The organism is Aeromonas bivalvium (assembly GCF_046078285.1).
Taxonomy (GTDB): domain Bacteria; phylum Pseudomonadota; class Gammaproteobacteria; order Enterobacterales; family Aeromonadaceae; genus Aeromonas; species Aeromonas bivalvium.
Window position 1 is genome coordinate 917,972 of sequence record NZ_JBGXBV010000001.1, and the last position, 25,629, is coordinate 943,600.

The window sequence follows — 25,629 nt, forward strand, 5'->3', positions numbered from 1 at the left end:
GCCGCCCGTGACGCAAGATGTCGTAAATTGCAAAATAATGCACAAATAGCCCACACAAGCAGGGGGTAAATGCATATAATGTGCCTGATTTGCGTTTTGACAGAAGGAGTTCGCCATTGGATGCAGTGACCATCAACAGTTTCTTTCTTATCGGTGCCCTGTTGGTGGGAGCCAGTGTCCTGTTAAGCGCACTCTCGTCCCGGCTCGGGATCCCCATTCTGGTGATCTTCCTCGCGGTCGGCATGCTGGCGGGGGAAGATGGCCCCGGCGGCATTCACTTCGCCGATTACTCGGTCGCCTACCTGGTGGGCAACCTGGCGCTGGCCATCATATTGCTCGATGGCGGCATGCGCACCCGGGTCTCCTCGTTTCGGGTCGCACTCTGGCCCGCCCTCTCCCTGGCCACGCTGGGGGTAGCCATCACCACGGGCCTGACCGGGTTGATGGCGGCCTGGCTGTTTGACCTCAATCTGATGCAGGGCATGTTGATCGGCGCCATCGTCGGCTCCACCGATGCCGCGGCAGTCTTCTCCCTGCTTGGCGGGCGCAGCCTCAACGAGCGTGTCGGCGCCACCCTGGAGATAGAGTCGGGCAGCAATGACCCCATGGCGGTCTTCCTCACCATCACCCTGATCGAGGTGCTGGCCACCGGCCAGCAGGGGCTGGACTGGTCCTTCCTGCTCCAGCTGCTGCAACAGTTCGGCCTGGGGGCGGGCCTTGGGCTGGGGGCCGGCTGGTTGTTGTGGAAGCTCATCAACACGGCCCGCCTGGCGCCCGGACTCTACCCCCTGCTCACCGTCAGCGGCGGCCTGCTCATCTTCGCCCTCACCACGGCGCTGGGGGGCAGCGGCATCCTCGCCATCTACCTGACCGGCCTCTTGCTGGGCAACCGGGTGATCCGCAGCCGCAGCACCACCCTCTCCGTGCTGGACGGACTCACCTGGCTGAGCCAGATAGGCATGTTCCTGGTGCTGGGCCTGCTGGCCACCCCGAGCAACCTCATGCCCATCGCCTTGCCGGGCCTGGCCCTGGCCATGTGGATGATACTGATAGCCCGCCCGCTGTCGGTCTGGATCGGGCTGCTGCCCTTCAAGAACTTCGCCCCCCGCGAGCGCTGGTTCATCTCCTGGGTGGGCTTGCGCGGCGCCGTGCCCATCATACTGGCGGTCTTCCCCATGATGGCCGGGCTGCCCAATGCCCAGCTCTATTTCAATGTCGCCTTCTTCGTGGTGCTGGTCTCCCTGATCCTGCAGGGCAGCTCGCTGCCGCTGGCCTCACGCCTGGCGCGGGTGGAGGTGCCGGCGCCCCCCTCCCCCATCAACCGCGCCGGGCTGGAGATCGATCTCGACAGCCAGTGGGAGACCTTCGTCTATCGGCTCGGCTCGGAGAAGTGGTGCATCGGCTCCCCGCTGCGGGATCTCAAGATGCCGGCGGGCACCCGGGTCTGTGCCCTGTTTCGCGGCCAGGATCTGCTCCACCCCTCCGGCAGTACCTGCCTGCAGGCCGATGATATTCTCTGCGTCATCGGCCACGAACACGACCTCACCGCCCTCGGCCAGCTGTTCAGCCAGGCCCCGGAGCAGGATCTGGGCCCCCGCTTCTTCGGGGACTTCCTGCTCGATGCCTCGGCCCGCCTGATCGATCTCGCCCCCCTCTATGGCCTGGATCTTGGCGAGCTGGACGAGCCGGAGCAGAGCCTGGGCGACTTCCTTGCGGGGCGCTTGGGCGATAATCTGGTAGTGGGTGACCAGTACCCATGGCAGGGCATGATCTGGACCGTGGCCGAGATGGATGAAGACGAGGCGAGCAAGATAGGCGTGCGCTTCCTCGACGAAGACCCGGTCTGATCGCCCCTTGACGGAGCAATACATTATGTCTGAGCACAGCCTGATGGCGGGCATCGGCGCCCCCAACCCCCACCTCGGTCTCATCGAGGGCTTCTTTGGCAAGGGCTGGAGCTGGGACGCCCGCGCCCGCTACGCCCAGTGGCTGCCCCGCCACGGCTATGGCTTCTACCTCTACGCCCCGAAAGAGGATGGCTATCTGCGCAAGCACTGGGCCCTGCCCTGGCCCGAGGATCAGCTGAACGCCCTGCGCCAGTTTGCCGGGCAGTGCCGCGCCAATGGCCTGGATTTTGGCATCGGTCTGAGCCCCATGGGCGCCCATCACGACTACGAACGCCAGCGCCCCGCCCTGCTCGAGAAGCTGAAGGTCATCGATGCCGAGCTGGCCCCGGACATGCTGGCCGTCCTGTTCGATGACATGGTGGGCGACAGCCCCGAGCTCGCCCCCCTGCAGATCCGGATCGCCCACGACATCGCGGCCCACAGCCGCGCCCGCCGCCTGCTGTTCTGCCCCAGCTACTACAGTACGGATCCCGTGCTGGAGAAGGTGTTCGGCGCCATGCCGGCCAACTACCTCCAGGATCTGGGCCAGGGACTGGATCGGCGCTTCGACATCTTCTGGACCGGCCCCAGGGTCTGCTCCACCGAATACCCGGCCGCACACCTCGAGCAGGCTGCCGACTGGCTGCAACGCAAGCCCTTCCTCTGGGACAACTACCCGGTCAACGACGGCAGCAAGGCGAGCAGCTTCCTGCACCTGCGCGCCTTCGAGAACCGGCCGGCCGAGCTTGCGGCACTCACCTCGGGCCACGGCGTCAACCCCATGAAGCAGGCGGCGCTCTCGGCCCTGCCGCTGGCCTCCCTGCCCATGAGTTATCGCCTCGGCAAGCGTTACGATCCGGACAAGGCGCTGCACGACGCCCTCCATGCCACCTGCGGCCCCCAGATCGCCGCCATGATTGGAGCCGATCTGCCGCTGTTTCAGGACATTGGCCTGGCCCAGCTCACGCCGGAACAGATCGGCACCTTGCGACGCCGTTACCTGCCGTTTCGGGATCAAGCCTGCGTCGACGAGATAGTGCGCTGGCTCGATGGCGAATACGCATTCGACCCCGACTGCCTCACCGACTGAGGGGAGCATCATGGAGACGACCCTGCTCTACCAGAACCTGGCCATCCTCGCCGCCTTCCTGCTGATCTACAGCCTGATAGCGGGTCGATTTGAATCCAAGCTCATCAATGGCCCCCTGCTGTTCCTGCTGGCAGGAGCCCTGCTCGGCCCGGGCGGGGTCGGCCTGCTCAGCCTGGAGATAAATCACGAGGGGATCCGGCTGCTGGCCGAGCTCACCCTGGTGATAGTGCTGTTCACCGATGCCGCCAACACCGACTGGCGGGTGCTGCTGGCCAACCGCAGCCTGCCGATCCGCCTGCTGCTGATCGGCCTGCCACTCACCCTGGTGCTGGGTACCCTGTTCGGTCGCTGGCTGTTTCCACAATTGCCCCTGCTCGAACTCGCCATCCTCGCCACCATTCTCGCCCCGACGGACGCCGCGCTGGGCAAGGCCGTGGTCAGCAACCCCGCCGTGCCCGCCCCCATTCGCGAGGGGCTCAACCAGGAGAGCGGACTCAACGACGGCATCTGCGTGCCCGTGCTCTTGCTGCTGCTGGCCCTCATCGCCCCGACCGAGCAGCATCAGGGCACGGGCGCCCTGGCCCTGACCCTGATGCTCGAAGAGATTGGCATAGGGATCGCGGTGGCCCTGGCCCTGAGCCAGGTCACCCTCTGGCTCCTCAGACGCTCCTATCTCAATGGCTGGCAGCTGCCGCTCTGGCGTCAGCTCACCCTGCCGGGGCTCGCCCTGCTCTGCTTCGCCCTGGCCCAGACCCTGGGGGGCAGCGGCTTCATCGCCGCCTTCGTCGGCGGGCTCTTGATAGGCCACCGCTTCGGCGAGCACAAGCATGAGTACCTCGACAGCTGCGAGGGATATGGCGACCTGCTCTCCGTGGTCATCTGGATGGTGTTTGGCGCCACCCTGCTCCCTGTGCTGCCGGATCTGCTGCACTGGCAATACTGGCTCTATGCCCTCGCCAGCCTCACCCTGCTGCGCATGGTGCCGGTCTGGCTCTGCCTGGTCGGCTCCGGGCTCAGGCCCGAGCTCAGGCTGTTCGTCGGCTGGTTCGGGCCCCGCGGCCTGGCCAGCATCGTCTTCGCCGTCATGGTGCTGCAACACAGGCCGGCCCTGCTCGGTCAGGGGCCCATCATCAAGACGGTGCTCTGCACCATACTGCTCAGCGTGATCCTGCACGGCATCAGCGCCAACCCCTGGGTCAGGCGCTTCAAATCCAGCTAATCCCGACGTACCCCCATAAAAAATGCCACCCCCTGTGCAGGGGGTGGCATGTTTGCCCGACCCAGGCGCTCAGCCCAAGGCCAGCCAGACCCCGACAAACAGCATGAGCGAACCGGCGATGCGGTTCATCAGGGCCACGTTGCCGCTCTTGGCAAGGAAATGGCGCAGGGTGCGGCCACCGCTCGCATAGAGCAGCATGCAGGCGAACTCGATGAGCAGGATCAGGGTCACCAGGGCGCCTATCTGCGGCGTCATCGGCTTGGCGGCATTGATGAAGGGGGGCAGCAGGGAGACCATGAAGGCCCACCCCTTGGGATTGGCGATGGCGGTGACAAACCCCTGCATGGCCAGCCCCATGGCGCTGGTCTGCTGGCCGGCCGAGAGATCCGCCGGGATCGCCATCTTGCCCTTGGCCTGCCACATCTGGATGCCGAGCCAGATGAGGTAAGCGCCCCCCACGTACTTGAAGGCCGAGAACAGGGCCGGGTAGTTGAGCATGACGGCCGCCACCCCCACCACAGAGAGCACGGAGACCAGCCCCACCCCAATCAGCTCTCCCCACATCATGGAGAGGGTGCGACGCACCCCCAGACTCATGCCCAGGGTCATCGCCAGGGTCATGCACATGCCAGGGGTCACGGAGACAAAGAAAAACGTGGGAATAAACAGCGCCAAGATGGCGGGATCAATCCAGTCGGACACACTACACCTCCAGGGTTACAGGCAGACGATCTTGCCTATCACACTCTTTTAACACAAGAAAAACCATTTCCTTCAGCAAGATTTCAGCATTAAAAACCCTGTGACAAGAGTTGTCGCGCCTGTGTAAGATGCCGCCTCACTCCTCTTCCGGGCCAAGATCTTTCATGTCGTTGAATAACCTCTCCATTCGTCTGCAAGTGCTCATCCCCCTCCTGCTGGCCAGCCTGCTGATGCTGCTGATGGCCGTGATCAGCAAGCAGGAGATAGACGGTGCCATCTCGGACATGAACGAATCCACCGCCAGCGTCACCCGCCACAAGGACGACATTGCCGCCCTGATCCACGCCAGCTACCGGCTGCGCACCAACGCCATCTATGGCCTCTACGATGAGGCCCGCTTCGCCGAGCTGCCCGCCACCCTCAACGGGGCCGAACAGGAGCTGGGAACCATCTTGTCCCGGCTGGCCATCCCCGGTGCCGAGCAGGACAACCGCCAGGTGGCGGCGGCCCTGCAGGCCTACTTCACCCATACCCGCGCCACCATGCTGCCGCTCTTGTCCCAGCGCTTTGCCGGCAGCGGCGATCCCGTCGCCTACGAACAGGCCAGGCTGCACTTTCGCGACCTGGGGGAGCGGCTGATCAAGCAGATCGACACCCTCTCTGCCCAAATCAACCGACTGAGCCAGCAGGAGATAGCCCAGGAGCAGGCCCACTATCGCGCCACCCTGCTGCAGACCCTGCTGCTGATGAGTGCCACCCTGGTGGCGGCCCTTTGTGGTGGCTGGTGGCTCTCCGGTCGCATCGTCCAGCCCATCGGTCAGTTGCAGGAGGTGATGCACGCCGTCGCGAAGGGTCGCTTCAACGTGCGCGCCAAGGCCGAAGGCAGCAACGAACTGGGCCAGCTCGCCAAGGACATCAACCTGACCCTGACCCAGCTGGGCAGCACCCTTCATGCCCTGACCGGCATCAGCGGCAACGTGGCCTCCGCCGCCACCGAACTGGCCGCCGTCATGACCCAGTCCGAGGCCAACGCCCAGCAGCAGCGCAGCGAGACCGAGCAGGTTGCCTCCGCCGTCACCGAGCTGGCCAGTACCGCCGACAACGTCAACCACAACGCAGCCCTGGCCGACGAGCTGGCGCGGGACGCCCACAGCCGGGTCGAGCAGGGGCTGACCCTGTTTGCCGAGAGCATCCAGGCCAACGATCGCATGGCGGGCAGCCTGGAGAGCGCCGCCAGCGTGGTGGCGAGGCTCAAGTCCCAGTCAGAGCAGATCGGCAAGGTGATCGAGGTGATCCAGAGCATCTCGGAGCAGACCAACCTGCTGGCCCTCAACGCCGCCATCGAGGCCGCCCGCGCCGGGGAAACCGGCCGCGGCTTTGCGGTGGTAGCGGACGAGGTACGCCTGCTGGCGGCGCGCACCCAGGACTCCACCAAGGAGATCCAGGTCATCATCGAGCAGCTGCAGAGCCAGAGCCAGTCCGCCAACGACGGCGTGCAGGAGACCCTGGAGATCCTCGGCCGCAACCAGCGCCTCTCCGCCGAGGTACAGGATCTGCTGGGGGGCATCACGGCGGCGGTCACCCAGATCAATGGCGCCAATGCCCAGGTGGCCACCGCCGCCGAGGAGCAATCCTGCGTCACCGCCGACATCAACCGCAACCTCACCAACATCTACGAGATAGTGCACCAAAACGCCGCCGGCATCAGCCAGAGCGCCGCCGCCAGTCACGAGCTGTCACAGCTCGCCGAGCAGCAGCGCAGGCAACTGGCCCAGTTCCAGTTGTGATCCCCGACCTCCCGGCCGGACGAGAGGCCCCGCCTGCGCGGTCTCTCGTCCGATACAGGGCGTCATTGGTCATTGTTTTAAACGACCTTTTTACAATCTGGCTTCATTGGGGGCTGTGCCTGACCGGCAAATATGGGTATGGTAGAGGCACGCCAACTCCCCCCTTATGAGAGCACCATGAATCTGAAGCTCAGGAAACCCGCCTTCATCACCCTGGGATTGATCGCCCTGCTGTCCGCCATCTGGCTCGACTACTACCTGCCCGAACACACCATCGCCACCATCACAGGGGTGGAGGTGAAGCGCACCGACAAGGATGGCCCCATCAGCAAGAACAACCCCGCCGACGGGCCCACCACCGATGTCTATTACATCTATACCGAGCGCCCCGGCGAGAAGATCCGGGTATTTCGCAACGAAGACACCGGCTGGGGTTTTCCCTTCTACTTCAAGTTTGATGCCGCCGACGTCCAGGCCAAGGCCAAGTCCATGGAGTTCGAGAAGAAGCTGGCCATCATCACCTCCTACGGCTGGCGCGTGAACATGTTCTCCCTGTTCCCGAACGTCACCAAGATCAAGACCACGGAGGCGGATGCCTCCAGCTGGAGCTTCTTTCGCTGGTTCTGGTTCGGCATCTGGGCCCTGGTGATGGGCAAGGCCGCCATCGCCCTGTGGCGCTACTTCGAGCGTATCGAGGACGAAATATGAGCAAGGCGCAGGCGCCGGGGATCAGCAAGACCCGCACCAGCTTCTACCGCCGTCTCTATCTCGCTCACCTGATCGACAGCGGCACCAACACGGTGGCGGCCATCATGGCCGCCACCGGCATGCCAAGGCGCACCGCCCAGGATACCCTGGCCGCCCTGGCCGAACTGGATCTGGTGTGTGAATTCGAGCAGACCCCGGGGGCGCGCCACCAGCAGGGCGGCTATCGCATCAGCGACTGGGGCCCCATAGACCCGGCCTGGGTCGCCCGGCATATCAACGAGATACGAGAGACCCTCGGCTACCCCTAGGCTGCCCCTCCCCTGCTCCTGCCGCTCACTCCTCCCCCTCGTATGCCTCTGGCGTCTCCTGCTCGCTCCCGTCGTCCCGGGTACAATCGAGGATGGAGCGCTTGGGGTTGTTGGGGTCGCGCAGCAGCAGCGGCGCCTCGCCCGCCTGGTGGCGCGCCTCATCGGAGAAGTCATCGCCATAGCGCTCCAGCAACAGCTGGCGGGCGTTGGCGATGGGGGCATCGATGAAGAGGGCATGGACCTCGAAGGTCGAGGTCGGGATCAGGAAGCCGCTGATAGGCAGCTCCCCCAGCTGGGTGCGGGTACGATACCAGGCAAAGCCATTGTTCACCTTGTAGGGGGTGAAGCCGGCCAGGTCGGGATGGCCCGGCTTGAGAGTGTCGGCATCGAGCGAGAGTCCGTCGAACTGGCACTCGGCCACCCCTGCCCACAGTCGCTCGAACGGGGTGCTGCACCCGGCAAGGGGCAGACAGAGCAGCAACAGCATTGGCATCCGGCGCATCACTGCCCTCCTTACGGGTCAAACCGCCGGGCTCATCCGGGCAGGTGTCATCCCATACCTTAGCAAGGGATGCGGAGGCTATCCCCCATATCGGTCACAGGATTGACCAGGGCGCGCTCCGCCTCCCCTGCCAGGGTCAGGATCCGACGCAAGGCAGAGCGCGGCCGGACGTGCCTGAGACGGCGCCCGGGTGTATCATGCCCACCCCATTCGACCCGAGCCCTCGCCGCCCCATGCAGCCCAGTCCAGATGAGTTCATCGCTCCCCCGTGCCAGGCATCGATCCGCATCCTCTACGAGGATGAGGCCCTGTTGCTGATCGACAAGCCCTCCGGCCTGCTCAGCCTCTCCGGCAAACATCCGCAGAACCTGGATTCGGTCCATCATCGACTGGTGCAGGATTTCCCCGGCTGCACCCTGGTCCATCGCCTCGACTTTGGCACCTCGGGCCTGATGCTGGTCGCCCGCAACAAGGCGGTCAACGCCGCCCTCTGCCGCCAGTTCAGCGAACGCACCGTCGGCAAGGAATATCTGGCGCTGCTGCTGGGTCATCTGGCGGAGGATGAGGGGGTGATGGACTTTCCCATCGCCAAGGATCCCCCCAACTTCCCCCTGATGAAGATCTGTGACCGGGAGGGCAAGCCCGCCCGCTCCCGCTATCGGGTCCTGGCGCGGGAACAGTGGCCCCATGGCGCAGGGAGCCTGGCCGTCAGCCGGGTGTCGCTGCGGCCGGAGTCGGGACGCACCCATCAGCTGCGCATCCACAGCCAGCGACTGGGTTACCCCATGCTGGGGTGCGATCTCTATGGCGGGCAGGCCCATGCCCTGGCCGGGCGCCTGATGCTCCACGCCCATCGCCTCGACTTCCATCATCCCCAGAGCGGCAAGCCCATGGCGGCGGTGTGCGACTGCCCCTTCTAGGGCGCGGACAAAAAGATGGGGGCCGCGCTTTCGCAACGGCCCCCACCCCCCACTCTTTGTGGTGCTATCAGATCAGCTTGCGGGCGGCGCCCAGCACTATCTTGATGGCATCAGATTCGGTTCTCGCCATGGTTTCGGCGTTTGGGATTTCCTGCTGGGTACGGTTGACGATGACACCGGCCACCATGCCGGCGCGCAGGCCCTGGCTGGAGCACATGGTCAGCAGGGTGGCGGACTCCATCTCGTAGTTCAGCACGCCCATGGCTTGCCACTCTTTCATGGAACCCTGGAAACGGCTCACCACACGGCCTGAGACGGTGTCGTAACGCTCCTGACCCGGGTAGAAGGTATCGGAAGAGGCAGTCACCCCTACGTGCAGGGTGGAGCCCAGCTCCTTGGCGGTGTTGACCAGCGCCGTGGTGCAGTCGAAGTCGGCCACGGCCGGGAATTCCATCGGCGCGAAGTGCAGGCTGGCACCGTCGAGACGCACGGAACCGGTTGTCACGATCACGTCGCCCACGTTCAGGTGCGGCTGGATGGCGCCCGTGGTGCCGATGCGCAGGAAGGTGCGGATACCCAGCTGGGCCAGCTCTTCCACCGCGATGGAGGTGGACGGGCCACCGATACCGGTGGAGCAGATGATCACGGCCTTGCCGTCCATCTCGCCACGCCAGGTAGTGAATTCACGATGGCTGGCCAGGTGCACCGGGTTGTCCAGCAGCTCTGCGATGCGCTTCACGCGCTCGGGGTCACCGGGAACGATCGCCAGGGTGGCGCCCTGCAGATCCGCTTTTTTCAAACCCAAGTGGAAAACATCAGACATAGTGGACTCCTGGTTGCGCCCCGCCGCCGGACGGCCGAGTGCAGTTAAGGTGATTCTTCAGGGTACTTTCAAGCATGGATCCCCTCATTCGGGGAGGCGCCAACTATGGTCGAAAGCGCTTTCCAATTCCTTGATGCGCCTCACACTTCCACGCATCAAGTGCGGTGAAAAAACCGCGAAACGTTTGCTAACCCGATGAATTTCCTGAAAAACGTTTTTCTCCACCTGGAGCGCTTCCCGCCCTTGTCAAGGGGAAAACCCCCTCGTTTGAGTGGTACGTGATCGAGTCCATAAAGTTGTAAAACAGATACCTTTGACCCCTTTTCCTCCCCGCCGGGAGTGCTATGTTGGCACTCGAGTACCACTTAATGGTTAATCATACGGAGTCCATCATGGCGACATTCAAGTTCTACATTCCCGCAATCAACCTGATGGGGGCCGGCTGCCTGCAAGAAGCGGCGGCCGATATCCAGGGTCATGGCTATCGCAAGGCGCTGATCGTCACCGACAAGGTATTGAACCAGATAGGCGTGGTCGCCCGGCTCAGCGCCCTCTTGGCCGAGCATGGCATCGAGAGTCTGGTGTTCGATGAAACCCGGCCCAATCCCACCATGGGCAACGTCGAAGCAGGCCTGGCGATGATCAAGGCCCACGGCTGCGACTGCGTCATTTCGCTCGGTGGCGGCTCCCCCCACGACTGCGCCAAGGGGATCGCCCTGGTGGCCGCCAACGGCGGCAGCATCCAGGATTACGAAGGCGTCGATCGCTCCGCCAGGCCGCAGCTGCCCCTCATCGCCATCAATACCACCGCCGGCACCGCCTCCGAGATGACCCGCTTTTGCATCATCACCGACGAGGCTCGCCACGTGAAGATGGCCATCATCGACAAGCATGTCACCCCGCTGATGTCGGTCAACGACCCCGAGCTGATGCTGGCCAAACCCGCCGGTCTCACCGCCGCCACCGGCATGGACGCCCTGACCCACGCCATCGAGGCCTATGTCTCCACCGCCGCCACCCCGGTGACCGATGCCAGCGCCGTGATGGCGATCCAGCTCATCGCCAAACACCTGCGCACCGCCGTCAATCAGGGGGATGATCTGCACGCCCGCGAGCAGATGGCCTATGCCCAGTTCCTGGCCGGCATGGCCTTCAACAACGCAAGCCTGGGTTACGTGCACGCCATGGCGCACCAGCTCGGCGGTTTCTACGATCTGCCCCACGGGGTCTGCAACGCCGTGCTGCTGCCCCATGTGCAGGCCTACAACGCCCGGGTGTGCGCTGGCCGTCTCAAGGATGTGGCCCGTCACATGGGGGTGGACGTGAGTGCCATGAGCGACGTGCAGGGGGCCGAGGCGGCGATTGCCGCCATCAAGCAGCTGGCGCTGGATGTGAAGATCCCGGCCGGTCTGGAGCAGCTCGGGGTCAAGGCCGATGATTTCGACGTGCTGGCCAAGAACGCCCTGAAAGATGCCTGCGGCTTCACCAATCCGGTCCAGGCGAGCCATGCCGAGATAGTCGCCATCTTCCGCGCCGCCATGTGAGGGCGCAATCTTTGTCGGGGCCGCCATGCGGCCCTTTTTATTGGCAGGAGGATCAATGGTTTTTTACTTCCGCACGGGGAGTGGGTATGATTTGCCGAGCTAAAAAAGACTGTATGGATGACTTGAACCCGATATGCGGATGAAACACCTGATTGCCGCGGCGCTGACCGCCCTCACCCTCTCTGGTTGCAGCCTGGTCTATCGCATCGATATTCCCCAGGGCAACTATGTGGAACAAAAACAGGTCGACAAGCTGCGTCAGGGCATGACCCGCGAGCAGGTCGAGTTCGTGCTGGGCTCCCCCATGATGCGCGACAGCTTCGATCCCGACACCTGGTACTATCTGTATGAGTTCCAACCTGGCCGTGGCGACAAGGAGCGCAAGGAGCTGACCGTCAAGTTTCTCGGCGACAGGCTGAGCACGGCCAGTGGCGACTTCCCGCTGCCTGCGGCCTTCACCACCCCGCTCTGATCCCCTCCACAAAACCGGCCTTGGGCCGGTTTTGTCTTATCTCCTTCAGCCACAGAGGCGCCTGGCAGATGGACGACCCTTGTCCGATGCTGAAATGCGTCCAATGCCATGACACAGGGAGAGCCTCATGAGCAGGATCCTGATAGCCGGTGCCACCGGCCTCGTCGGCCGCCAGCTGCTGCGGCAATTGCCCGCAGAGCATGAGCTGCTCCTGCTCTGCCGCACACCGGACGTCGAGCAGCCTGCCCGGCACTGGCTACCGGTCGATTTTGATGATCTGGCCAGCGTCACCTTGCCCCAGCCAGTCACCCTCGCCTTCTGCTGCCTCGGCACCACCCGCAGGGAGGCAGGCTCGGCTGCCGCATTTCGCCGGGTCGATCTGGATTATGTGCTCGCCTTCGCCGAGCTGGCCCGTCGCCATGGCTGCCGACGGCTGGTGGTGATCTCCAGCATGGGGGCCAATGCCGCCTCTCCCCTGCTCTACCCCCGCACCAAGGGCGAGATGGAACTGGGCCTGCAAGCCCATGACTGGCAGCGCCTGGCCATACTGCGTCCCGCCATGCTGCTCGGCCATCGCCAGTCGCCACGCCTCTCGGAGCAGTGCTTTCAAGGGATCTACCCGCTGCTGCGCCCCCTGCTGCTGGGCAAGTTGCGCCGCTGGCACGCCATAGAGGCGAGCCAGGTGGCCAGCGCCATGGTGCTCCTGAGCGAGGGGGATGGGGTCGAGGTGGTGGAAAACGAGCGGCTGCTTGACCTGTAAACGGGCCCCATACGCAGAAGAGGCGCCATGGCGCCTCTTCTGGTATCGAGTCTTGATGGCTGCGCCGAGGGCGACTGGTCGCCGCCTTCAGCTCCCCTCAGCCTCGTCGCGCTTGCGACTGGCATTGGGACGACCCCCTGTGACCACATCGGCACGGCCCTCCTCCTTGGCCTTCTCCGCTCGCTTCTTGCGCATCTCCTTGGGATCGGCGGTAAGCGGGCGGTAGATCTCGATGCGATCCCCGTCCTGAAGCAGATCAGTCGCCTTGGCCAGGCGGCTGTAGATGCCGAACTTGTTCACCGAGAGATCGATCTCGGGATGCCTGGCCAGGATGCCGGACTGCTCGATGGCCGCCTGCACGCTGGTGCCTGCCCCGACCCTCAGCGTCAACACCGTCTGGCGATCCGGCAGGGCGTAGACCACCTCTATCGTCAAGGAATCAGGCACCGTAGACCTCCTTGGCCCGGTTGGAGAAGGCGAGCACCATGGAACCCACCAGATCCCGGAAGATCTGGCCAAAGGCCAGCTCGATCAGCTTGGAGGTAAATTCGAAGTCCAGATCGAACTCCACCTTGCAGGCGTCCACATCCAGGGGGGTAAAGGTCCACCAGCCGGCCAGCTTGCGAAACGGGCCATCGACCAGTTCCATCCTGATCTGACGGTTGGCATCGAGCTGGTTGCGGGTGGTGAAGGTCTTGGCGATGCCCGCCTTGGCCACATCCACCGACGCGGTCATGAAGTCGTCGCCACTCTCGTGGACCCGACTGCCGACACAGCCGGGCAGGAACTCGGGGTAGGCATGAACATCGTTGACCAGCCGGAACATCTGTTCCGCGCTGAACATCACCAGGGCACTGCGGGTAATACGGGGCATGGGGTTTCCTCATCCAATCCCCGGGATTTTATCACCATATCCCCGAAAATCACCGCCGAAACTGCTCACAAAGTCGCCACTCGAACGACTGCGCGTTTTACAGCCGCCGCCACCCACGTATAATGCGCCTTCCACGTCATCGCCGAAGGCGCCCGTCATGAGCAAAAAAAACAGTAAAAACAAAGCCGGGTCCAGCACCATTGCCCTCAACCGAGCCGCGCGCCACGAATACTTCATCGAAGAGAAGGTCGAAGCGGGCCTGGCGCTGCAAGGGTGGGAAGTCAAATCCCTGCGGGCGGGCAAGGCCAACATCAGCGAAGCCTATGTCATCTTCTTGCAGGGAGAGGCCTTCCTGTTCGGCGCCAGCTTCCTGCCGCTCAATGCCGCCTCCAGCCATGTGGTGTGCGACCCGACCCGTACCCGCAAGCTGCTGCTGAGCCGCCGCGAGATAGACAGGCTCGAGAGCCTGACCGCCCGTCAGGGCTACACCATAGTGCCCCTCTCCCTCTACTGGAAACAGTGCTGGGTCAAGGTCGAAATCGGCCTGGTGAAGGGCAAGAAAGAGCACGACAAGCGGGAAGACACCAAGGCCCGCGAATGGGACCGCGAGAAGTCCCGCATCATGAAGAACAAGCGCCTGGGCTGATTGCCCTGCCCAGGTCAGCGCCTTGCTGCCACGCCGGACCTTGGGTCCGGCGTGCTGCTTTTGGCGCCGCGCCATGAGAGACGGGGGTTCCACTCCCCCCCAGCACGGCCCGGACCCGCCATAGCGAATAATAAATCGGCAAACGACCGGCCAATTTGGCTCATTGCCGGCCAACGCCTTGCCATAGCTGGTTTTTTGCGTACAATCCCTCTTAACAACTTGGGGCTGATTCTGGATTCGACAAGATTCACGAAACCCAAGGTGCATGCCGAGGTGCGGTAGGCCTCGTTAATAAACCGCAAAAAAATAGTCGCAAACGACGAAAACTACGCACTCGCAGCTTAATAACCTGCGCTGAGCCCTTCTACCCTAGCTTGCCTGTGTCCTAGGGAATCGGAAGGTCATCCTTCACAGGATCGTGTGGAAGTCCTGCTCGGGGCGGAAGCATTAAAACCAATCGAGCTAGTTGATTCGTGGCGTGTCTCTCCGCAGCGGGTTGGCGAATGTAAAGAGTGACTAAGCATGTAGTGCCGAGGATGTAGTAATTTTGGACGGGGGTTCAAATCCCCCCAGCTCCACCAAACAATGTTCCGGCCGGGAACGAAGAAGTACAGAAACCCGCAAGATTCAACGTCTTGCGGGTTTTTTGTTGTCCGCAGTAGTCCGAGCAAGTCGCCTAAATCCAGCCATAAGAGTAACATCTACGGTCACATTGGTTTTGTAACACCGGTTTTGGTGTTACTACTGGGGGGATGTGCCGTGAGTAAAGACAAGCTGACCGACTCAAAGCTGAGAACCGCCAAGCCTGAAGCCAAGGAATACAGCTTGGGTGACGGTGACGGGCTTTACCTAAGGGTTAAGCCGAATGGTGCGAGGCTCTGGGTGTTCAACTACTACAGGCCGAGCGACAAGAAGCGCGCCAACATCAGTTTTGGCCCCTACCCTGATGTTACTCTTGCCGCAGCTCGAGAACGGCGGCGAGAGGCTCGTGCCCTATTGGCTCAAGCAATTGACCCCAAACGCCATAAAGAAGAGCAGATCGCCATCGTTCAGGCTCAGCAAGAGGCCTGCTCCAACACGTTCGAACGAATGGCTGCCAAGTGGCTGGAACTGAAACGGCACGACGTAAGCGAAGCCTATGCCGCCGATTCGTGGCGCTCCCTTGAGCTGTATGTGCTGCCTTTCATCGGCTCCATGCCCATCGACCAGATACGCGCCCCCCTGGTGATCGAACTACTTCGCCCTATTGAGGCAGATGGCAAGCTGGAGACAGTGCGCCGGCTGTGTCAGCGGATAAACGAGATCCTCGACTACACCGTTAACCACGGCCTGCTTGATGCCAACCCCTGCTCCGCCATTCGCAAAGTGTTCAAGAAGCCCGCCAAGAAGCATATGCCTACGCTCAAGCCGGAGGAGTTACCACTGCTGATGTCCGACATTGCCAACGGTAGGCTAGACCACACTACCCGCTGTCAGATTGAATGGAGCCTGCACACCCTGGTTCGTCCTGGTGAGTCAGCGGGCACCCGCTGGGATGAGATAGACATGGAGGCCAAGGTTTGGAACATCCCCGCTGACCGGATGAAGATGGAGCGCCCCCACCGGGTTCCGCTGACCCCACAAGCGTTGGCCCTGCTGGAGCGGATGAAGCCGATCAGCGGCCACCGCCCCTTCGTGTTCCCCGGCTACCGTGATCCGCTCGGCCATATCAACGACCAGAGCGCGAATGCTGCCCTTAAGCGGCTGGGCTACGGCGGACGACTGGTGGCCCACGGCTTGCGCTCGCTCGGCAGTACCACCCTCAACGAACAAGGGTTCAATCCTGACGCCATTGAAGCGGCGCTGTCTCACGCCGACGATAACGAGATCCGCCGCGCCTATAACCGCAGCGACTACTACGAGCAGCGGGTGATCATGATGAGCTGGTGGAGCAACCACATAGAGCAGGCCAGCCAGGGGAACCTGTCTCTGGCTAGCGGCTTTAAAGCATTGAAGGTGGTGGGAGAATAACCCCAGCCTAACGACTTGCCGGGCCTATCTCGACGGAGAGAAAAGTGGGATACCTTGCCTGCCTGACCCGGCATCAATTCAAGGAGCGTGAGAAGGTGACGCATGAAACCCAAGGCTGCTTTTACCCAATACGCGGTTCAGAAGGAGTTGACTCTTCAAACCGCAGCCCATCTGTTGTGCGGGTTGCTACCTAGCAGCCCCTTAGATTCCGAAGAGTTCTGTTCTATCCAGACCGTCGTTTTCGCTCTTTGTGAATCGATTGAGAGCGGCCACTTATTTGCGAGTGGTTTCAAATCTCCAAAAAATGGATGGTGGGAAGCTGAAGGCATGATCAGTAATACTGATCTCAGCCAATGGGCAAAAGTCAGAAACTTCTGTTGGCCACCAGTCGGCGGTGCGTCCGATAACCAATGGCTTGTAAAGTGCCTTGCGTCTGTGAGCCCTACAGAACGGATGAACACACTCCAAGAGCCGGGATATTTGAAAAGTCAGAAGGATGTGGATCTAGCCAAGCATGCTGCAGAACTATCAAAACAACTGCTGCAAGCTGAAGTAGAAATCAGCGCCCTCAAGTTAAAGGCCCCTGCCTTTCGTCACATGACCCCATTACTTGAGCTAGTGGCCGAAGTGCAAGAGCGGTATTGGGGAGAAAACTGGGATCGGAATGATCCCGACACAACAACCAAACAAGATGACATTATCGAGTGGGTTAGAAGAGATCCGCGCTGTAGCTCTAAGAAGAGAGCTGAAATAGTCGCGATAGCTGCTCGCCCTGTAATTTAGCTCACAGCTAGACAACCCCATCCCCAGATAGGGCCTGCACCCTATCCCCCTCGACTAAGACTTTACCCTAAGGGTATTCAGCCCTGTATTGGCGCGGCTTTCAGGAACCCTGAGGGTATTCAAAAACCGGAACCCTCAGGCTTGAGGGTATTGCCCTGAGGGTTGGCCACCGTGTTTCCATTGCCCCGTCAACAACGACCGAGGCAAACCAATATGGAACAACATTTTTCCTCCTCAACCCCCGCACTGCGCTTTATTCGAGTACGGGAGGCGATCAAGAAAACCGGCCTGAGCAAGTCCAGTATTTACGACCTGATGGCCCAGGGCCAATTCCCACAAACCATACGTCTGGGTGGGCGTTCAGTGGCATTCGTCGAGGCAGAAGTTGATGCCTGGATGGCAGAGCGTATCGCAGCTCGCAACGTGGCAGCATAGGGGGGTGGGTATGCAAAAAGAAAAAGGCCGTACCGCGAACGGCACGACCCAGCTTGAGCAGGGTCAGAATATCACCAAGTACGAATTGGTCGCCACCCACCTGCTGGAGCAGGGAGCCCTGGGCGTCAGCGCCTTGTCTGGCCTGGCTGGGCTCCATGACCTCAACTTGCGCAACAGCATTGGCCTGCTCCGCCGAAACCATGGGGTAGCTATCACAGATGCTTTTTTTGAGCACCAGCATAGCGGTGGTGGGACCACTCGCTTCAAGCGCTATTGGCTGGCCGACCGTGAGCAAGCCCATAAGCTGGTGGCTCTGATCAACCACTGGCGACACCAGCGCCAGGCTGCCCCACTGGCAGATGACTACGCCGCCATTCTGTGCGCTCGCACGCCGGCAGTCACTCCCCTCCCTCCCGCCGCCTAACCCCGAGGTATGCCATGAAAGAACAATATGGGCTCACTGCCCAGGGCGAAGCCTTGCCCAAATTCCAAGGGGTGGGCTTGTCCCACAACGTCCAACAGAGTACGATTCTTCTCGCAACGGCAAAATCCGCTGCCGAGATTGGCGTCTCGATATTCAGACTGGAGCCGACCCACGCTCTCGCGTGGTTTTTTGTCGGTACTCGATCCCCATTTCTTGGGGCGCTGCTGGCCTACCTGGTTGGCGGTGCCTGCCGTGTTATGGCGGTTCGGGCGAGGGCTCCGCAAGGGGCGCTGGGTTCCTTTCTGACCAGTTACGCCAACCTCGTCCGGGCTGCCACCAGTTGGAGATTGGCGTCTTCCTGTGGCAGAGACAATCTGACCAGAAAGGAGGCTGCCATCATGGCTACTGTCCCCACCCCTGCTTTACCCAAAATCTTCACCTTCCTGATCCAGCGTACTCGCACTTGCCGCCTGGCCGAGCTTCGGCGTATCCGCACTATCACCATCATCGCCAATAGCGAGGCTCAAGCCCGCGCCAACTTGCCTGGCTTGTCGTTGGTGTTTATGTCCCGCACCCCTAGCAAGGGGGTGGTCGCATGACCCAGTCCACTCCATCCCGCCTAGAGGCACTGCTCGAGCAGTTTGCTGACGCCCTGGAACAAACCGACCTGTGCCTGCAAGAGCGGGCGCAGTTCAACGCTTTGCTCGATGCCCTACGCATAGAGATAAGGCTCTGCCAGGAGGTGCTGGCATGACCTATTTCGCATGGGCCAACGGCAGCGAGCCGACCACCTTCATTGGCCCCACTCACCCCCGTACCGGGCAACGTTCACAGCAGGGCAGCCTCAGCGCTTTCCTGTGGCGAAGCGATCGGGACCGTTTCATTGCACAGACCAAGGGCGCCGCGGTGGCCGTTACCGCCAAGGAAGCTCGAGAGCTGAAAGCCGGATTGGATGATCGGGCGTTCAAGGAGCTGGTTGCCGTTCTGCTGGGAGGGACACGCCATGAGTAATCGACTGATCAACACCCTGAATGGCCGCATGTGGCGCGAGCTATCACGCAATCCACTGCGCCCCGCGGTACTGCGGGAACTCTTCAAGCGGGTGACCAAGACCCAGAAACAACCAGGCGAGCGCAATGCAACAGGGGGTTGCCATGACCGAGATAAATAAGCTGGTGGAGCTGTTAGCCCAGGCCTACTTGGCCGCCCGGGGCAATGTGTTTACTCACCTGGGGATCCAGCTTCCCCTTGCTGCTGAGTCACTGACGATGGCCATTCATAACAGCATCGTGGGCGCTCACCTCGAAAACGCCGGGGCGCAGCAGGGGCAGGCCGATGCCTTGCTCATGCTGCGGCACATGGTGGTGAACGGGACTTTGACCCCTCTGGGCGCCTTGGTGGTGGATCAGATGTATTGCGCCTTCTGCGCCGATGTTCACCAGATGCTCGAAGAGGGAAAGGATCCCGTGGTTGAGCTGGCGAGTGAGAGCAAGCGGAGGGCGATGCAATGACAGCGATACACCAAGGGGCAGCAGGCCCCGGTCATCAAAGCAGCCCGCCATCCCGGGCCGGCGCCTTCATCAAGTTTGCGGACCTGGACAATCTGCAGGTGGTCGTGATCCACACCGGCGAGCAAGCAAGTCGGGATGCCGGCATCAGGGCTACCCTGCAGCGCGCACACAACGAGGCGGTGGCCACAGACAACCCGATTGACCCAGAGGTGGAACCAGAACAGGCGCTGTATGTGGGGCCCACTCAGTTGGATGACGGCGCCAGGCTCTACAAGATGGCCGATCGGGATGCCACCAAGAGGGTCATCGTTCACCAGTTCGGCAACCTCGCCCCCGAGAAGGCCAAGCGGCTGATCGTGGCTCTGCGCAAGCAAGCCCCCAAGGCCGAGCTCTACCGCGGCAACCCTGGCCATAATGCCGAACCCTGGCAGTTGGTGGATGTGGTGGCCTTCGAGCAGACACTGGCGGCAGACACCACACCGGGCGAGGCGCCCTGGCCAGACAATGTGGCTCCGCTCCATCTGGTGAAAAGCAGCCCAGAGGAAGGGCCAGAGCTACCGGCAGGGTTCGAGGTGCGGGGCTCGCGCCTGTGCGCCCTGATGACAGTGGGCCGGGGTGAGGATGCCCGGCAAGAGTGGGTACCCATTGCCAGCCCAGTTCATGTGTTGGCAGAGACCGCTGACGAGCAGGGCCGAGGCTATGGCCGCTTGTTGGAGTGGCGGGACAGCGCCGGGCGGGTGCGCCAGTGGGCCATGCCGGTGCGTTCCCTGGTCCCGCGCAACGGTGAGGAGGTGTTTGCCGCGCTGCTGGATGCGGGGCTGCCCTTTATCGAGCTGAGCCATAAACGCAGGCTGGCGGCCTACCTGATGAGCTGCCAGCCCAAGCGCCGTATCACCTGTGTCGAGCGCACAGGGTGGCATGGCCATGCCTATGTGCTGCCCGGTGGGTCCATTGGGCCGGATGCCGAGGGGGTCATTCTGCAGACCGCTGGCTACACCGCCAGCGACTTTACCGAGCGAGGTACCCTGGCCGGCTGGCAACAGGGGGTTGCAGGACTGGCCGTGGGCAACTCTCGGCTTTGCTTTGCGCTGTCCCTCGCCTTTGCCGCTCCCCTGCTTTCTCTGGTAGGCATGGAGGGTGGTGGCTTCCATCTCAAGGGTGAGAGTACCGACGGCAAAACCACGGTGATGAAGGTGGCTGCCAGTGTCTATGGTCACCCGGACCGCTATGCCCAAACCTGGCGCGCCACCGGTAATGCCATCGAGGGGATCGCCAGCCGGCGCAATGATGCCCTGCTCTGTCTGGATGAACTGGGCGAGCTGGACGGCCGGGAGGCAGGGCAGACCGCCTACATGCTGGCCAACGGTCAAGGCAAGGGGCGCAGTAAACAGGATGGCGAGCTGAGAGAGCGCAAGGCCTGGCGGTTGCTGTTCCTCTCCACTGGTGAGTTGAGCCTCGAGGATCATGCCGCCAGTGCCGGGAAGAGTACCCAGGCCGGGATGGAGGTAAGGACAATCCAGATCCCCAGCGATACCGGACACCATGGCGCCTTTGAGTGGCTGCATGGCATGGATGGAGGCCGCAGCTTTGCCGATGCCCTGAAAATCAACTCAGAAGCACATCACGGCGTCGCTTTTCGCACCTATGCCCAAGCCCTGACTCAGACCATGGATGAGCAGAGAGAGCGGCTAAGGGCTGAGATTAAGCAATTGGCAGCCGAATTGACTCCTAAGGGCGCGGGTAATCAGGTTGGCCGAGCTATCAACCGGTTTGCGCTGGTGGCCGCAGCCGGGGAGCTGGCCACCCGATTGGGGGTGACCGGCTGGCCAGAGGGGGAAGCCATCAGGGCGGTGAGGGTTTGCCTCAAAGCTTGGCTGGCAGAACGGGGGCACCTGGGCAACCAGGAGGACGCAGCCACCTTGATGCAGGTACGTGGATTTGTCTTTGCCCACCAGTTCACACGCTTTGCCGACTGGTTCGACTCTAGCCATCGTCCTGCCAACATGGTGGGCTTTCGCAAGGTGGAGTCGGATGGGGTGAGCTTCTTTGTGCTGCCCCAGGGCTGGCTTGAGATCACCAAGGGGCGTGATCCCAAGCGAGCGGCCATCTTGTGCCTTGAGGCTGGCTATTTGCTGACAGGCAAAGACAAGAAGCGGCTCCAGCGACAGGTCAGATTGCCAGGCATGGGTAAGGGGATGAGGGTCTATGTGCTGGGTGAGCGAGTATTGGGTGATGAAGGGGATGGCTTGGAGGATGAATAACCTCAGCCAACAGGAACCAGAGGGCCACCGAGTGTGGCCCTTGCCTTTTCTGCCTCAGGCGCGCGCGTGAAAGAAGAAACAAAAATGGTGGCTACAGTGGCTACACCACAACGAAACACCTCTGCAGGCCTTATGTATCAAAGGATAGAGGTGTAGCCACTAGGCTGATTTTTAGTGGCTACACATTGGCTACAGTGGCTACAAAAGGGGGCTGTAGCCACCGAGTAAGGGGTGTGTAGCCACCTGTAGCCACCACCTTTTTGGGTAGTGGCTACACGACAAACCCAGCAATGGCGCGGTCTAGAGGGGAGTTGTAGCCGCGTAGCCGCTGTAGCCACCGTTTTTTTCATATATAGAGTGCAGACAGCCGATCGAGATCACACTTTTACTGCAACAGGGGGTTGCCTTGAGATTGACCAACGAACAACGAGAGCAGGTGCTCGAACTGCGCCGCCGTCATTCACTGAGTGAGGTTGCCGAGATAACCGGTCTGCCATTGGGTACCGTGAAGTCCATCATCAGCCGGTCGGGGCTGTTTGCCGATAACCCAAGGCTCCGGGCCATGTTCACCCTGCCTCCACGACAAAGCTGCAGGGAGACCTTGCCGGCGGCTCCTGAGCTGCCACCCCAGCAGGTGGTGACCGGAGATAAGGAGATTGATGCCCTTCTCTGGCTGCGCCAGGTGATTGAGACTGGTGACCCGGGCCGCATTGAACAAGCCAAGGAGGCGGCATGCCGGATATCCACCTCACTCGATGAACTGGAAACGCGCTACGGTAAGTGGCTGGTGGCCAGTGCCGGGCATATCATGGCGGGCCTTGGCAGCATCGGCTTTGCCAATCTTGATAGCCTAGTTGAGCGCATCATCAAACGACGAGCCCGGGAGGCCGAGGCGATCGGGCGCTTTGGGGATGAACTGTGGGATGACACGCCGGCGGAGATATTTTGTCTGGAGAGTCTGCGAACAGTTGAGCGGGTGAAATGGGACTACCCGCCGGAACAAGTGGCCGATCGGTTCAAAGCTCTGCCCGAACTGATGCCGCACACTTTGAGTGACTGCCTTCACGAGCTGGCCTACTGGAATGACCTTCACTACCTGCGAAAGGCCTGTGATACCAGTGGCGATTACGAGCACCGCATGGAGTCGTCTGCCCGAGACTGGTTCATCTTCGGTCAGCTGGCAGAGCTACGGCCGCGGACCCGGGATGAAGCCAAGGACACCCTCCGCTACCTGACGGTCAGCGATCGCCAAGGTATGCCAGAGGCGGACCGGATCCTGGAAAACCTCGTCAGCTAGTGGGGGTCAGTAATGCTTGGGGACCATGTCGTCCCAAGGCGTCTCAATTAGTATCCTTAATGAGTCCAAGATCAACCAAATTTGGCTGATTCTATGAGATGATTTCGACTAATTCTGTCCCGTATACGGAAATCACTCATGGCCGAGATCAACAAGGCAACCCTCACCGAAGCCGACATCATCTCCAAATACCTGTTGCCTGCTATCAAGGCCGCGGGTTGGGATGACCTGACCCAGATCCGCCAGGAGGTGAAACTGCGGGACGGTAAAGTGGTGGTACGAGGCCAGATGGCGGCCCGCAAGAAGGTGAAATCGGCCGATATCGTGCTCTATCACAAGATGGGCTTGCCATTGGCGGTTATCGAGGCCAAAGCCAACAAGCATGAGATCGGTAAGGGCATGCAACAGGGGCTCGACTATGCCCGCATGCTGGATGTGCCCTTTGTCTTTGCCAGCAACGGTGACGGTTTCATTTTCCATGACAAAACTAATGGTCAGCAGCTGGAGACAGAGGTCTCGCTAGTTGATTTCCCCACCCCCGATCAGTTGTGGGACAAGTTCTGTTCCTGGAAAGGTTACACATCAGCTCAACTACCCATGATCAGCCAGGATTATTACTCGGATGGTAGCGACAAGAGCCCCCGTTACTATCAACTGCAGGCTATAAACAAAACCATAGAGGCTATCTCTGCCGGCGAGGATAGAGTGCTGTTGGTGATGGCTACCGGTACCGGCAAGACCTATACCGCGTTTCAAATTATCTGGCGCTTGTGGAAGGCCAAAGCCAAGAAGCGCATCCTTTTCCTTGCAGACCGTAATATCCTGGTGGATCAGACTAAGCAGAACGATTTTCAGCCCTTTGGCTCAGCGATGACCAAGGTGACGGGTCGCACCGTCGATCCAGCTTTTGAAATTCATCTTGCCCTCTACCAAGCGCTGACTGGACCAGAAGAGGCGCAGAAAGCTTTCAAACAAGTCTCTCCGGATTTCTTCGATCTCATCATCATCGACGAGTGTCACCGCGGCAGTGCTGCCGAGGATAGTGCCTGGCGCGAGATCCTAGAGTACTTCTCATCGGCCACACAGATTGGCCTGACAGCCACGCCCAAAGAAACCGAGACCGTCTCCAGCACCGATTACTTCGGTGACCCCGTCTATACCTATTCTCTGAAAGAAGGGATTGAGGATGGTTTTCTTGCCCCTTACAAGGTGGTGCGGGTCGATATCGACGTGGACCTGCAGGGGTGGCGGCCCACTAAGGGGCAGTTGGATAAACAGGGTAACGAGATAGTAGATCGCATCTACAACCAGAAGGACTTTGACCGTACCCTGGTGATCGATGAGCGTACTCAGCTGGTGGCCGAGACCATAACGAACTACCTCAAGAAAACCGATCCGATGGCAAAGACCATTGTCTTCTGTAACGACATCGATCATGCCGACAGGATGCGACGGGCGTTGGTCAATCTCAATCCAGAGCAGATGGCCAAGGACGAGCGCTACGTGATGAAAATCACCGGTGATGATGATCTTGGCAAGGCCCAGCTCGATAACTTCATCAACCCCAAGAGGGCATATCCTGTCATCGCCACGACTTCCGAGCTGATGAGCACAGGGGTGGATGCCAAAACGTGTAAGCTGGTAGTGCTGGATCAGAACATTCAGTCCATGACTAAGTTCAAGCAGATTATTGGCCGTGGAACCCGCATAGACGATAAGTACGGCAAGCTCTGGTTCACCATCCTCGACTTCAAGAAGGCCACGGAGCTGTTTGCCGATCCTCGTTTTGATGGTGATCCTGTACGAGTCATCGTTACCAAGCCGGAAGCCATTAATGACCCAGATGATGGCCTTAGTGACATCATCGATGGTGCAGACCCCTTACCAGCAGATGAGGGAGGTGATGGAAGTGAGCCGGGAGCGGCTGGCAATACTGGGGAAGGAGAAGGAACCTATACCACAGGTAGCGCGGGTGGTAGCCAGGGTGGCCCCTTTGACCCGACAGGCGATCCTCAGTCGGAAGTCCGCAAGTTTTTTGTCAATGGGGTTCCTGTCAGTATCATTGCCGAGCGGGTGCAGTATTACGATGCCGATGGCAAGCTGGTGACCGAGTCGTTCAAGGATTACACCCGTAAGACCCTGCTCAAGGAGTGCGCCACCCTTGATGACTTCACTAGACGTTGGCAGGCTGCTGAGCGCAAGCAGGCCATCATGGATGAGCTGGCCCAGGCTGGGGTGTTGTGGGAAGTCCTGAGTGCCGAAGTGGGTCAAGAGCTCGACCCGTTCGACCTTATCTGCCATGTGGTATACGATCAGCCGCCGCTGACCCGCCGCGAGCGGGCCGACAACGTCAAAAAGCGTAACTACTTCACCAAGTACAACGAGACCGCTCAGCAAGTGCTGACCAATCTGCTCGACAAGTATGCTGACCAAGGTGTTACCGAAATCGAAACTAAGGACGCGCTCAAAGTCGCCCCCTTTACCGAGCTGGGGCGCCCGCTGGAGTTGGCCAAGAAAGGCTTTGGTGGTCCCCAGCAATTTGAGCAGGCCATCACTGAGCTGGAACAAGAGATCTACCGCGAGCAGCAACGCGCCTGACGATCTCCCGGCAATAGAACCGTAACCCGAGTGGCCATACAGACTATGGCCACTCGTTTTTATCGATGT

The 25,629-nt window shown here is 61.1% G+C and carries 28 protein-coding genes and 1 other RNA gene; 24 read left to right on the plus strand and 5 right to left on the minus strand.

All coding sequences use genetic code 11. From position 1 onward, the window contains the following. Positions 1-116: 116 nt before the first annotated feature. The 3 genes from ACEUCR_RS04180 to ACEUCR_RS04190 are packed head-to-tail and all read left to right on the plus strand — an operon-like array spanning position 117 to position 4,195. A complete protein-coding gene (locus ACEUCR_RS04180) occupies positions 117-1,847 on the plus strand; it encodes a potassium/proton antiporter (RefSeq protein WP_111873617.1) in 1,731 nt (576 codons plus the stop codon). Between the two features lie 25 nt (positions 1,848-1,872). After that, positions 1,873-2,976, plus strand: a complete 1,104-nt coding sequence (locus tag ACEUCR_RS04185) for a beta-N-acetylglucosaminidase domain-containing protein (RefSeq protein ID WP_408788214.1) — start codon at positions 1,873-1,875, stop codon at positions 2,974-2,976. A gap of 10 nt (positions 2,977-2,986) precedes the next feature. After that, the gene (locus tag ACEUCR_RS04190; protein WP_408758626.1) at positions 2,987-4,195 is read left to right on the plus strand and encodes a cation:proton antiporter; all 1,209 of its coding nucleotides are present in this window, start codon (positions 2,987-2,989) and stop codon (positions 4,193-4,195) included. A gap of 69 nt (positions 4,196-4,264) precedes the next feature. Here the strand turns inward: ACEUCR_RS04190 and ACEUCR_RS04195 are convergent, their stop codons facing one another. Continuing rightward, the gene (locus ACEUCR_RS04195; protein ID WP_041997694.1) at positions 4,265-4,897 is read right to left on the minus strand and encodes a LysE family translocator; all 633 of its coding nucleotides are present in this window, start codon (positions 4,895-4,897) and stop codon (positions 4,265-4,267) included. Positions 4,898-5,061: 164 nt separating this feature from the next. On the opposite strand from ACEUCR_RS04195, the gene ACEUCR_RS04200 reads away from it, so the two are divergent. The 3 genes from ACEUCR_RS04200 to ACEUCR_RS04210 all read left to right on the plus strand — a co-directional run bounded on the left by ACEUCR_RS04200 (position 5,062) and on the right by ACEUCR_RS04210 (position 7,700). Further along, on the plus strand, positions 5,062-6,684 hold the full coding sequence (locus ACEUCR_RS04200) for a methyl-accepting chemotaxis protein (RefSeq protein ID WP_408788218.1): 1,623 nt from the start codon (positions 5,062-5,064) through the stop codon (positions 6,682-6,684). A 177-nt stretch (positions 6,685-6,861) separates the two neighbouring features. Beyond that, entirely contained in the window at positions 6,862-7,392 is a 531-nt protein-coding gene (locus ACEUCR_RS04205; RefSeq protein ID WP_041997692.1) for a DUF1523 family protein, read from the plus strand. Beyond that, positions 7,389-7,700 (plus strand): winged helix-turn-helix domain-containing protein, encoded by a 312-nt coding sequence (locus tag ACEUCR_RS04210; RefSeq protein WP_111873621.1) that lies wholly within the window; start codon positions 7,389-7,391, stop codon positions 7,698-7,700. The genes ACEUCR_RS04205 and ACEUCR_RS04210 overlap by 4 nt, the downstream gene beginning before the upstream one ends. Positions 7,701-7,725: 25 nt before the next feature. Here the strand turns inward: ACEUCR_RS04210 and ACEUCR_RS04215 are convergent, their stop codons facing one another. Continuing rightward, positions 7,726-8,202, minus strand: coding sequence for a hypothetical protein (locus ACEUCR_RS04215; RefSeq protein WP_408788220.1), 477 nt, complete (start codon positions 8,200-8,202; stop codon positions 7,726-7,728). A 194-nt stretch (positions 8,203-8,396) separates the two neighbouring features. Between ACEUCR_RS04215 and ACEUCR_RS04220 the strand changes: the two genes are divergently transcribed. Further along, entirely contained in the window at positions 8,397-9,122 is a 726-nt protein-coding gene (locus ACEUCR_RS04220; protein ID WP_392443480.1) for an RluA family pseudouridine synthase, read from the plus strand. A 67-nt stretch (positions 9,123-9,189) separates the two neighbouring features. On the opposite strand, the gene udp is transcribed toward ACEUCR_RS04220, so the two are convergent. Next, the gene (udp, locus tag ACEUCR_RS04225; protein WP_025326293.1) at positions 9,190-9,945 is read right to left on the minus strand and encodes a uridine phosphorylase; all 756 of its coding nucleotides are present in this window, start codon (positions 9,943-9,945) and stop codon (positions 9,190-9,192) included. Between the two features lie 392 nt (positions 9,946-10,337). On the opposite strand from udp, the gene yiaY reads away from it, so the two are divergent. The 3 genes from yiaY (at position 10,338) to ACEUCR_RS04240 (ending at position 12,721) form a co-directional block, all read left to right on the plus strand. Continuing rightward, positions 10,338-11,489, plus strand: coding sequence for an L-threonine dehydrogenase (yiaY, locus tag ACEUCR_RS04230; protein WP_408788223.1), 1,152 nt, complete (start codon positions 10,338-10,340; stop codon positions 11,487-11,489). Between the two features lie 133 nt (positions 11,490-11,622). Continuing rightward, on the plus strand, positions 11,623-11,961 hold the full coding sequence (locus ACEUCR_RS04235; protein WP_041997680.1) for an outer membrane protein assembly factor BamE: 339 nt from the start codon (positions 11,623-11,625) through the stop codon (positions 11,959-11,961). 127 nt (positions 11,962-12,088) lie between these two features. Beyond that, positions 12,089-12,721, plus strand: coding sequence for an NAD(P)H-binding protein (locus ACEUCR_RS04240; RefSeq protein WP_408788226.1), 633 nt, complete (start codon positions 12,089-12,091; stop codon positions 12,719-12,721). A gap of 87 nt (positions 12,722-12,808) precedes the next feature. On the opposite strand, the gene ACEUCR_RS04245 is transcribed toward ACEUCR_RS04240, so the two are convergent. Continuing rightward, positions 12,809-13,168, minus strand: a complete 360-nt coding sequence (locus ACEUCR_RS04245) for an RnfH family protein (protein ID WP_041997677.1) — start codon at positions 13,166-13,168, stop codon at positions 12,809-12,811. Beyond that, a complete protein-coding gene (locus ACEUCR_RS04250) occupies positions 13,161-13,595 on the minus strand; it encodes an SRPBCC family protein (RefSeq protein ID WP_041997676.1) in 435 nt (144 codons plus the stop codon). The genes ACEUCR_RS04245 and ACEUCR_RS04250 overlap by 8 nt, the downstream gene beginning before the upstream one ends. A gap of 157 nt (positions 13,596-13,752) precedes the next feature. On the opposite strand from ACEUCR_RS04250, the gene smpB reads away from it, so the two are divergent. The 14 genes from smpB (at position 13,753) to hsdR (ending at position 25,560) form a co-directional block, all read left to right on the plus strand. Beyond that, complete coding sequence (gene smpB, locus ACEUCR_RS04255) at positions 13,753-14,241, plus strand: SsrA-binding protein SmpB (RefSeq protein ID WP_041997675.1); 489 nt, start codon at positions 13,753-13,755, stop codon at positions 14,239-14,241. A 221-nt stretch (positions 14,242-14,462) separates the two neighbouring features. Then, positions 14,463-14,822, plus strand: a transfer-messenger RNA (tmRNA) gene (ssrA, locus tag ACEUCR_RS04260). 178 nt (positions 14,823-15,000) lie between these two features. Continuing rightward, on the plus strand, positions 15,001-16,251 hold the full coding sequence (locus ACEUCR_RS04265; RefSeq protein ID WP_201903220.1) for an integrase domain-containing protein: 1,251 nt from the start codon (positions 15,001-15,003) through the stop codon (positions 16,249-16,251). Between the two features lie 102 nt (positions 16,252-16,353). Next, positions 16,354-17,034 carry a hypothetical protein gene (locus tag ACEUCR_RS04270; protein ID WP_408788230.1) on the plus strand — a complete coding sequence of 227 codons (681 nt, stop codon included), beginning with the start codon at positions 16,354-16,356 and terminating at the stop codon, positions 17,032-17,034. A 213-nt stretch (positions 17,035-17,247) separates the two neighbouring features. Beyond that, the gene (locus tag ACEUCR_RS04275) at positions 17,248-17,469 is read left to right on the plus strand and encodes a helix-turn-helix transcriptional regulator (RefSeq protein ID WP_100860379.1); all 222 of its coding nucleotides are present in this window, start codon (positions 17,248-17,250) and stop codon (positions 17,467-17,469) included. Positions 17,470-17,479: 10 nt separating this feature from the next. Then, entirely contained in the window at positions 17,480-17,893 is a 414-nt protein-coding gene (locus ACEUCR_RS04280) for a hypothetical protein (protein ID WP_201354437.1), read from the plus strand. A 14-nt stretch (positions 17,894-17,907) separates the two neighbouring features. Then, the gene (locus tag ACEUCR_RS04285) at positions 17,908-18,492 is read left to right on the plus strand and encodes an ash family protein (protein WP_201354439.1); all 585 of its coding nucleotides are present in this window, start codon (positions 17,908-17,910) and stop codon (positions 18,490-18,492) included. After that, positions 18,489-18,647 (plus strand): hypothetical protein, encoded by a 159-nt coding sequence (locus ACEUCR_RS04290; RefSeq protein ID WP_201354442.1) that lies wholly within the window; start codon positions 18,489-18,491, stop codon positions 18,645-18,647. The genes ACEUCR_RS04285 and ACEUCR_RS04290 overlap by 4 nt, the downstream gene beginning before the upstream one ends. Further along, positions 18,644-18,904, plus strand: coding sequence for a hypothetical protein (locus ACEUCR_RS04295; RefSeq protein ID WP_201354443.1), 261 nt, complete (start codon positions 18,644-18,646; stop codon positions 18,902-18,904). Before ACEUCR_RS04290 ends, ACEUCR_RS04295 begins: the two co-directional genes overlap by 4 nt. Continuing rightward, complete coding sequence (locus tag ACEUCR_RS04300) at positions 18,897-19,064, plus strand: hypothetical protein (RefSeq protein ID WP_162540572.1); 168 nt, start codon at positions 18,897-18,899, stop codon at positions 19,062-19,064. Before ACEUCR_RS04295 ends, ACEUCR_RS04300 begins: the two co-directional genes overlap by 8 nt. Beyond that, complete coding sequence (locus tag ACEUCR_RS04305) at positions 19,048-19,404, plus strand: hypothetical protein (RefSeq protein ID WP_201354444.1); 357 nt, start codon at positions 19,048-19,050, stop codon at positions 19,402-19,404. Before ACEUCR_RS04300 ends, ACEUCR_RS04305 begins: the two co-directional genes overlap by 17 nt. Continuing rightward, positions 19,401-21,665, plus strand: coding sequence for a DUF927 domain-containing protein (locus tag ACEUCR_RS04310; RefSeq protein WP_201354445.1), 2,265 nt, complete (start codon positions 19,401-19,403; stop codon positions 21,663-21,665). The genes ACEUCR_RS04305 and ACEUCR_RS04310 overlap by 4 nt, the downstream gene beginning before the upstream one ends. A gap of 406 nt (positions 21,666-22,071) precedes the next feature. Then, complete coding sequence (locus ACEUCR_RS04315) at positions 22,072-22,962, plus strand: RNA polymerase sigma factor (RefSeq protein ID WP_408788237.1); 891 nt, start codon at positions 22,072-22,074, stop codon at positions 22,960-22,962. Positions 22,963-23,100: 138 nt separating this feature from the next. Beyond that, positions 23,101-25,560, plus strand: coding sequence for an EcoAI/FtnUII family type I restriction enzme subunit R (gene hsdR / locus ACEUCR_RS04320; protein ID WP_201354446.1), 2,460 nt, complete (start codon positions 23,101-23,103; stop codon positions 25,558-25,560). The last annotated feature ends 69 nt before the right edge of the window (positions 25,561-25,629 follow it).

Coding starts and splice junctions, on each gene's coding strand:
- ACEUCR_RS04305 (WP_201354444.1), top strand. CDS start 19,048: ATGACCGAGATAAATAAGCTGGTGGAGCTGTTAGCCCAGGCCTACTTG.
- ACEUCR_RS04215 (WP_408788220.1), bottom strand. CDS start 8,202: ATGCGCCGGATGCCAATGCTGTTGCTGCTCTGTCTGCCCCTTGCCGGG.
- ACEUCR_RS04185 (WP_408788214.1), top strand. CDS start 1,873: ATGTCTGAGCACAGCCTGATGGCGGGCATCGGCGCCCCCAACCCCCAC.
- hsdR (WP_201354446.1), top strand. CDS start 23,101: ATGGCCGAGATCAACAAGGCAACCCTCACCGAAGCCGACATCATCTCC.
- ACEUCR_RS04190 (WP_408758626.1), top strand. CDS start 2,987: ATGGAGACGACCCTGCTCTACCAGAACCTGGCCATCCTCGCCGCCTTC.
- udp (WP_025326293.1), bottom strand. CDS start 9,945: ATGTCTGATGTTTTCCACTTGGGTTTGAAAAAAGCGGATCTGCAGGGC.
- ACEUCR_RS04270 (WP_408788230.1), top strand. CDS start 16,354: ATGAAACCCAAGGCTGCTTTTACCCAATACGCGGTTCAGAAGGAGTTG.
- ACEUCR_RS04200 (WP_408788218.1), top strand. CDS start 5,062: ATGTCGTTGAATAACCTCTCCATTCGTCTGCAAGTGCTCATCCCCCTC.
- ACEUCR_RS04295 (WP_201354443.1), top strand. CDS start 18,644: ATGACCTATTTCGCATGGGCCAACGGCAGCGAGCCGACCACCTTCATT.
- ACEUCR_RS04310 (WP_201354445.1), top strand. CDS start 19,401: ATGACAGCGATACACCAAGGGGCAGCAGGCCCCGGTCATCAAAGCAGC.
- ACEUCR_RS04240 (WP_408788226.1), top strand. CDS start 12,089: ATGAGCAGGATCCTGATAGCCGGTGCCACCGGCCTCGTCGGCCGCCAG.
- ACEUCR_RS04290 (WP_201354442.1), top strand. CDS start 18,489: ATGACCCAGTCCACTCCATCCCGCCTAGAGGCACTGCTCGAGCAGTTT.
- ACEUCR_RS04210 (WP_111873621.1), top strand. CDS start 7,389: ATGAGCAAGGCGCAGGCGCCGGGGATCAGCAAGACCCGCACCAGCTTC.
- ACEUCR_RS04235 (WP_041997680.1), top strand. CDS start 11,623: ATGCGGATGAAACACCTGATTGCCGCGGCGCTGACCGCCCTCACCCTC.
- ACEUCR_RS04205 (WP_041997692.1), top strand. CDS start 6,862: ATGAATCTGAAGCTCAGGAAACCCGCCTTCATCACCCTGGGATTGATC.
- ACEUCR_RS04280 (WP_201354437.1), top strand. CDS start 17,480: ATGCAAAAAGAAAAAGGCCGTACCGCGAACGGCACGACCCAGCTTGAG.
- smpB (WP_041997675.1), top strand. CDS start 13,753: ATGAGCAAAAAAAACAGTAAAAACAAAGCCGGGTCCAGCACCATTGCC.
- ACEUCR_RS04275 (WP_100860379.1), top strand. CDS start 17,248: ATGGAACAACATTTTTCCTCCTCAACCCCCGCACTGCGCTTTATTCGA.
- ACEUCR_RS04250 (WP_041997676.1), bottom strand. CDS start 13,595: ATGCCCCGTATTACCCGCAGTGCCCTGGTGATGTTCAGCGCGGAACAG.
- ACEUCR_RS04285 (WP_201354439.1), top strand. CDS start 17,908: ATGAAAGAACAATATGGGCTCACTGCCCAGGGCGAAGCCTTGCCCAAA.
- yiaY (WP_408788223.1), top strand. CDS start 10,338: ATGGCGACATTCAAGTTCTACATTCCCGCAATCAACCTGATGGGGGCC.
- ACEUCR_RS04300 (WP_162540572.1), top strand. CDS start 18,897: ATGAGTAATCGACTGATCAACACCCTGAATGGCCGCATGTGGCGCGAG.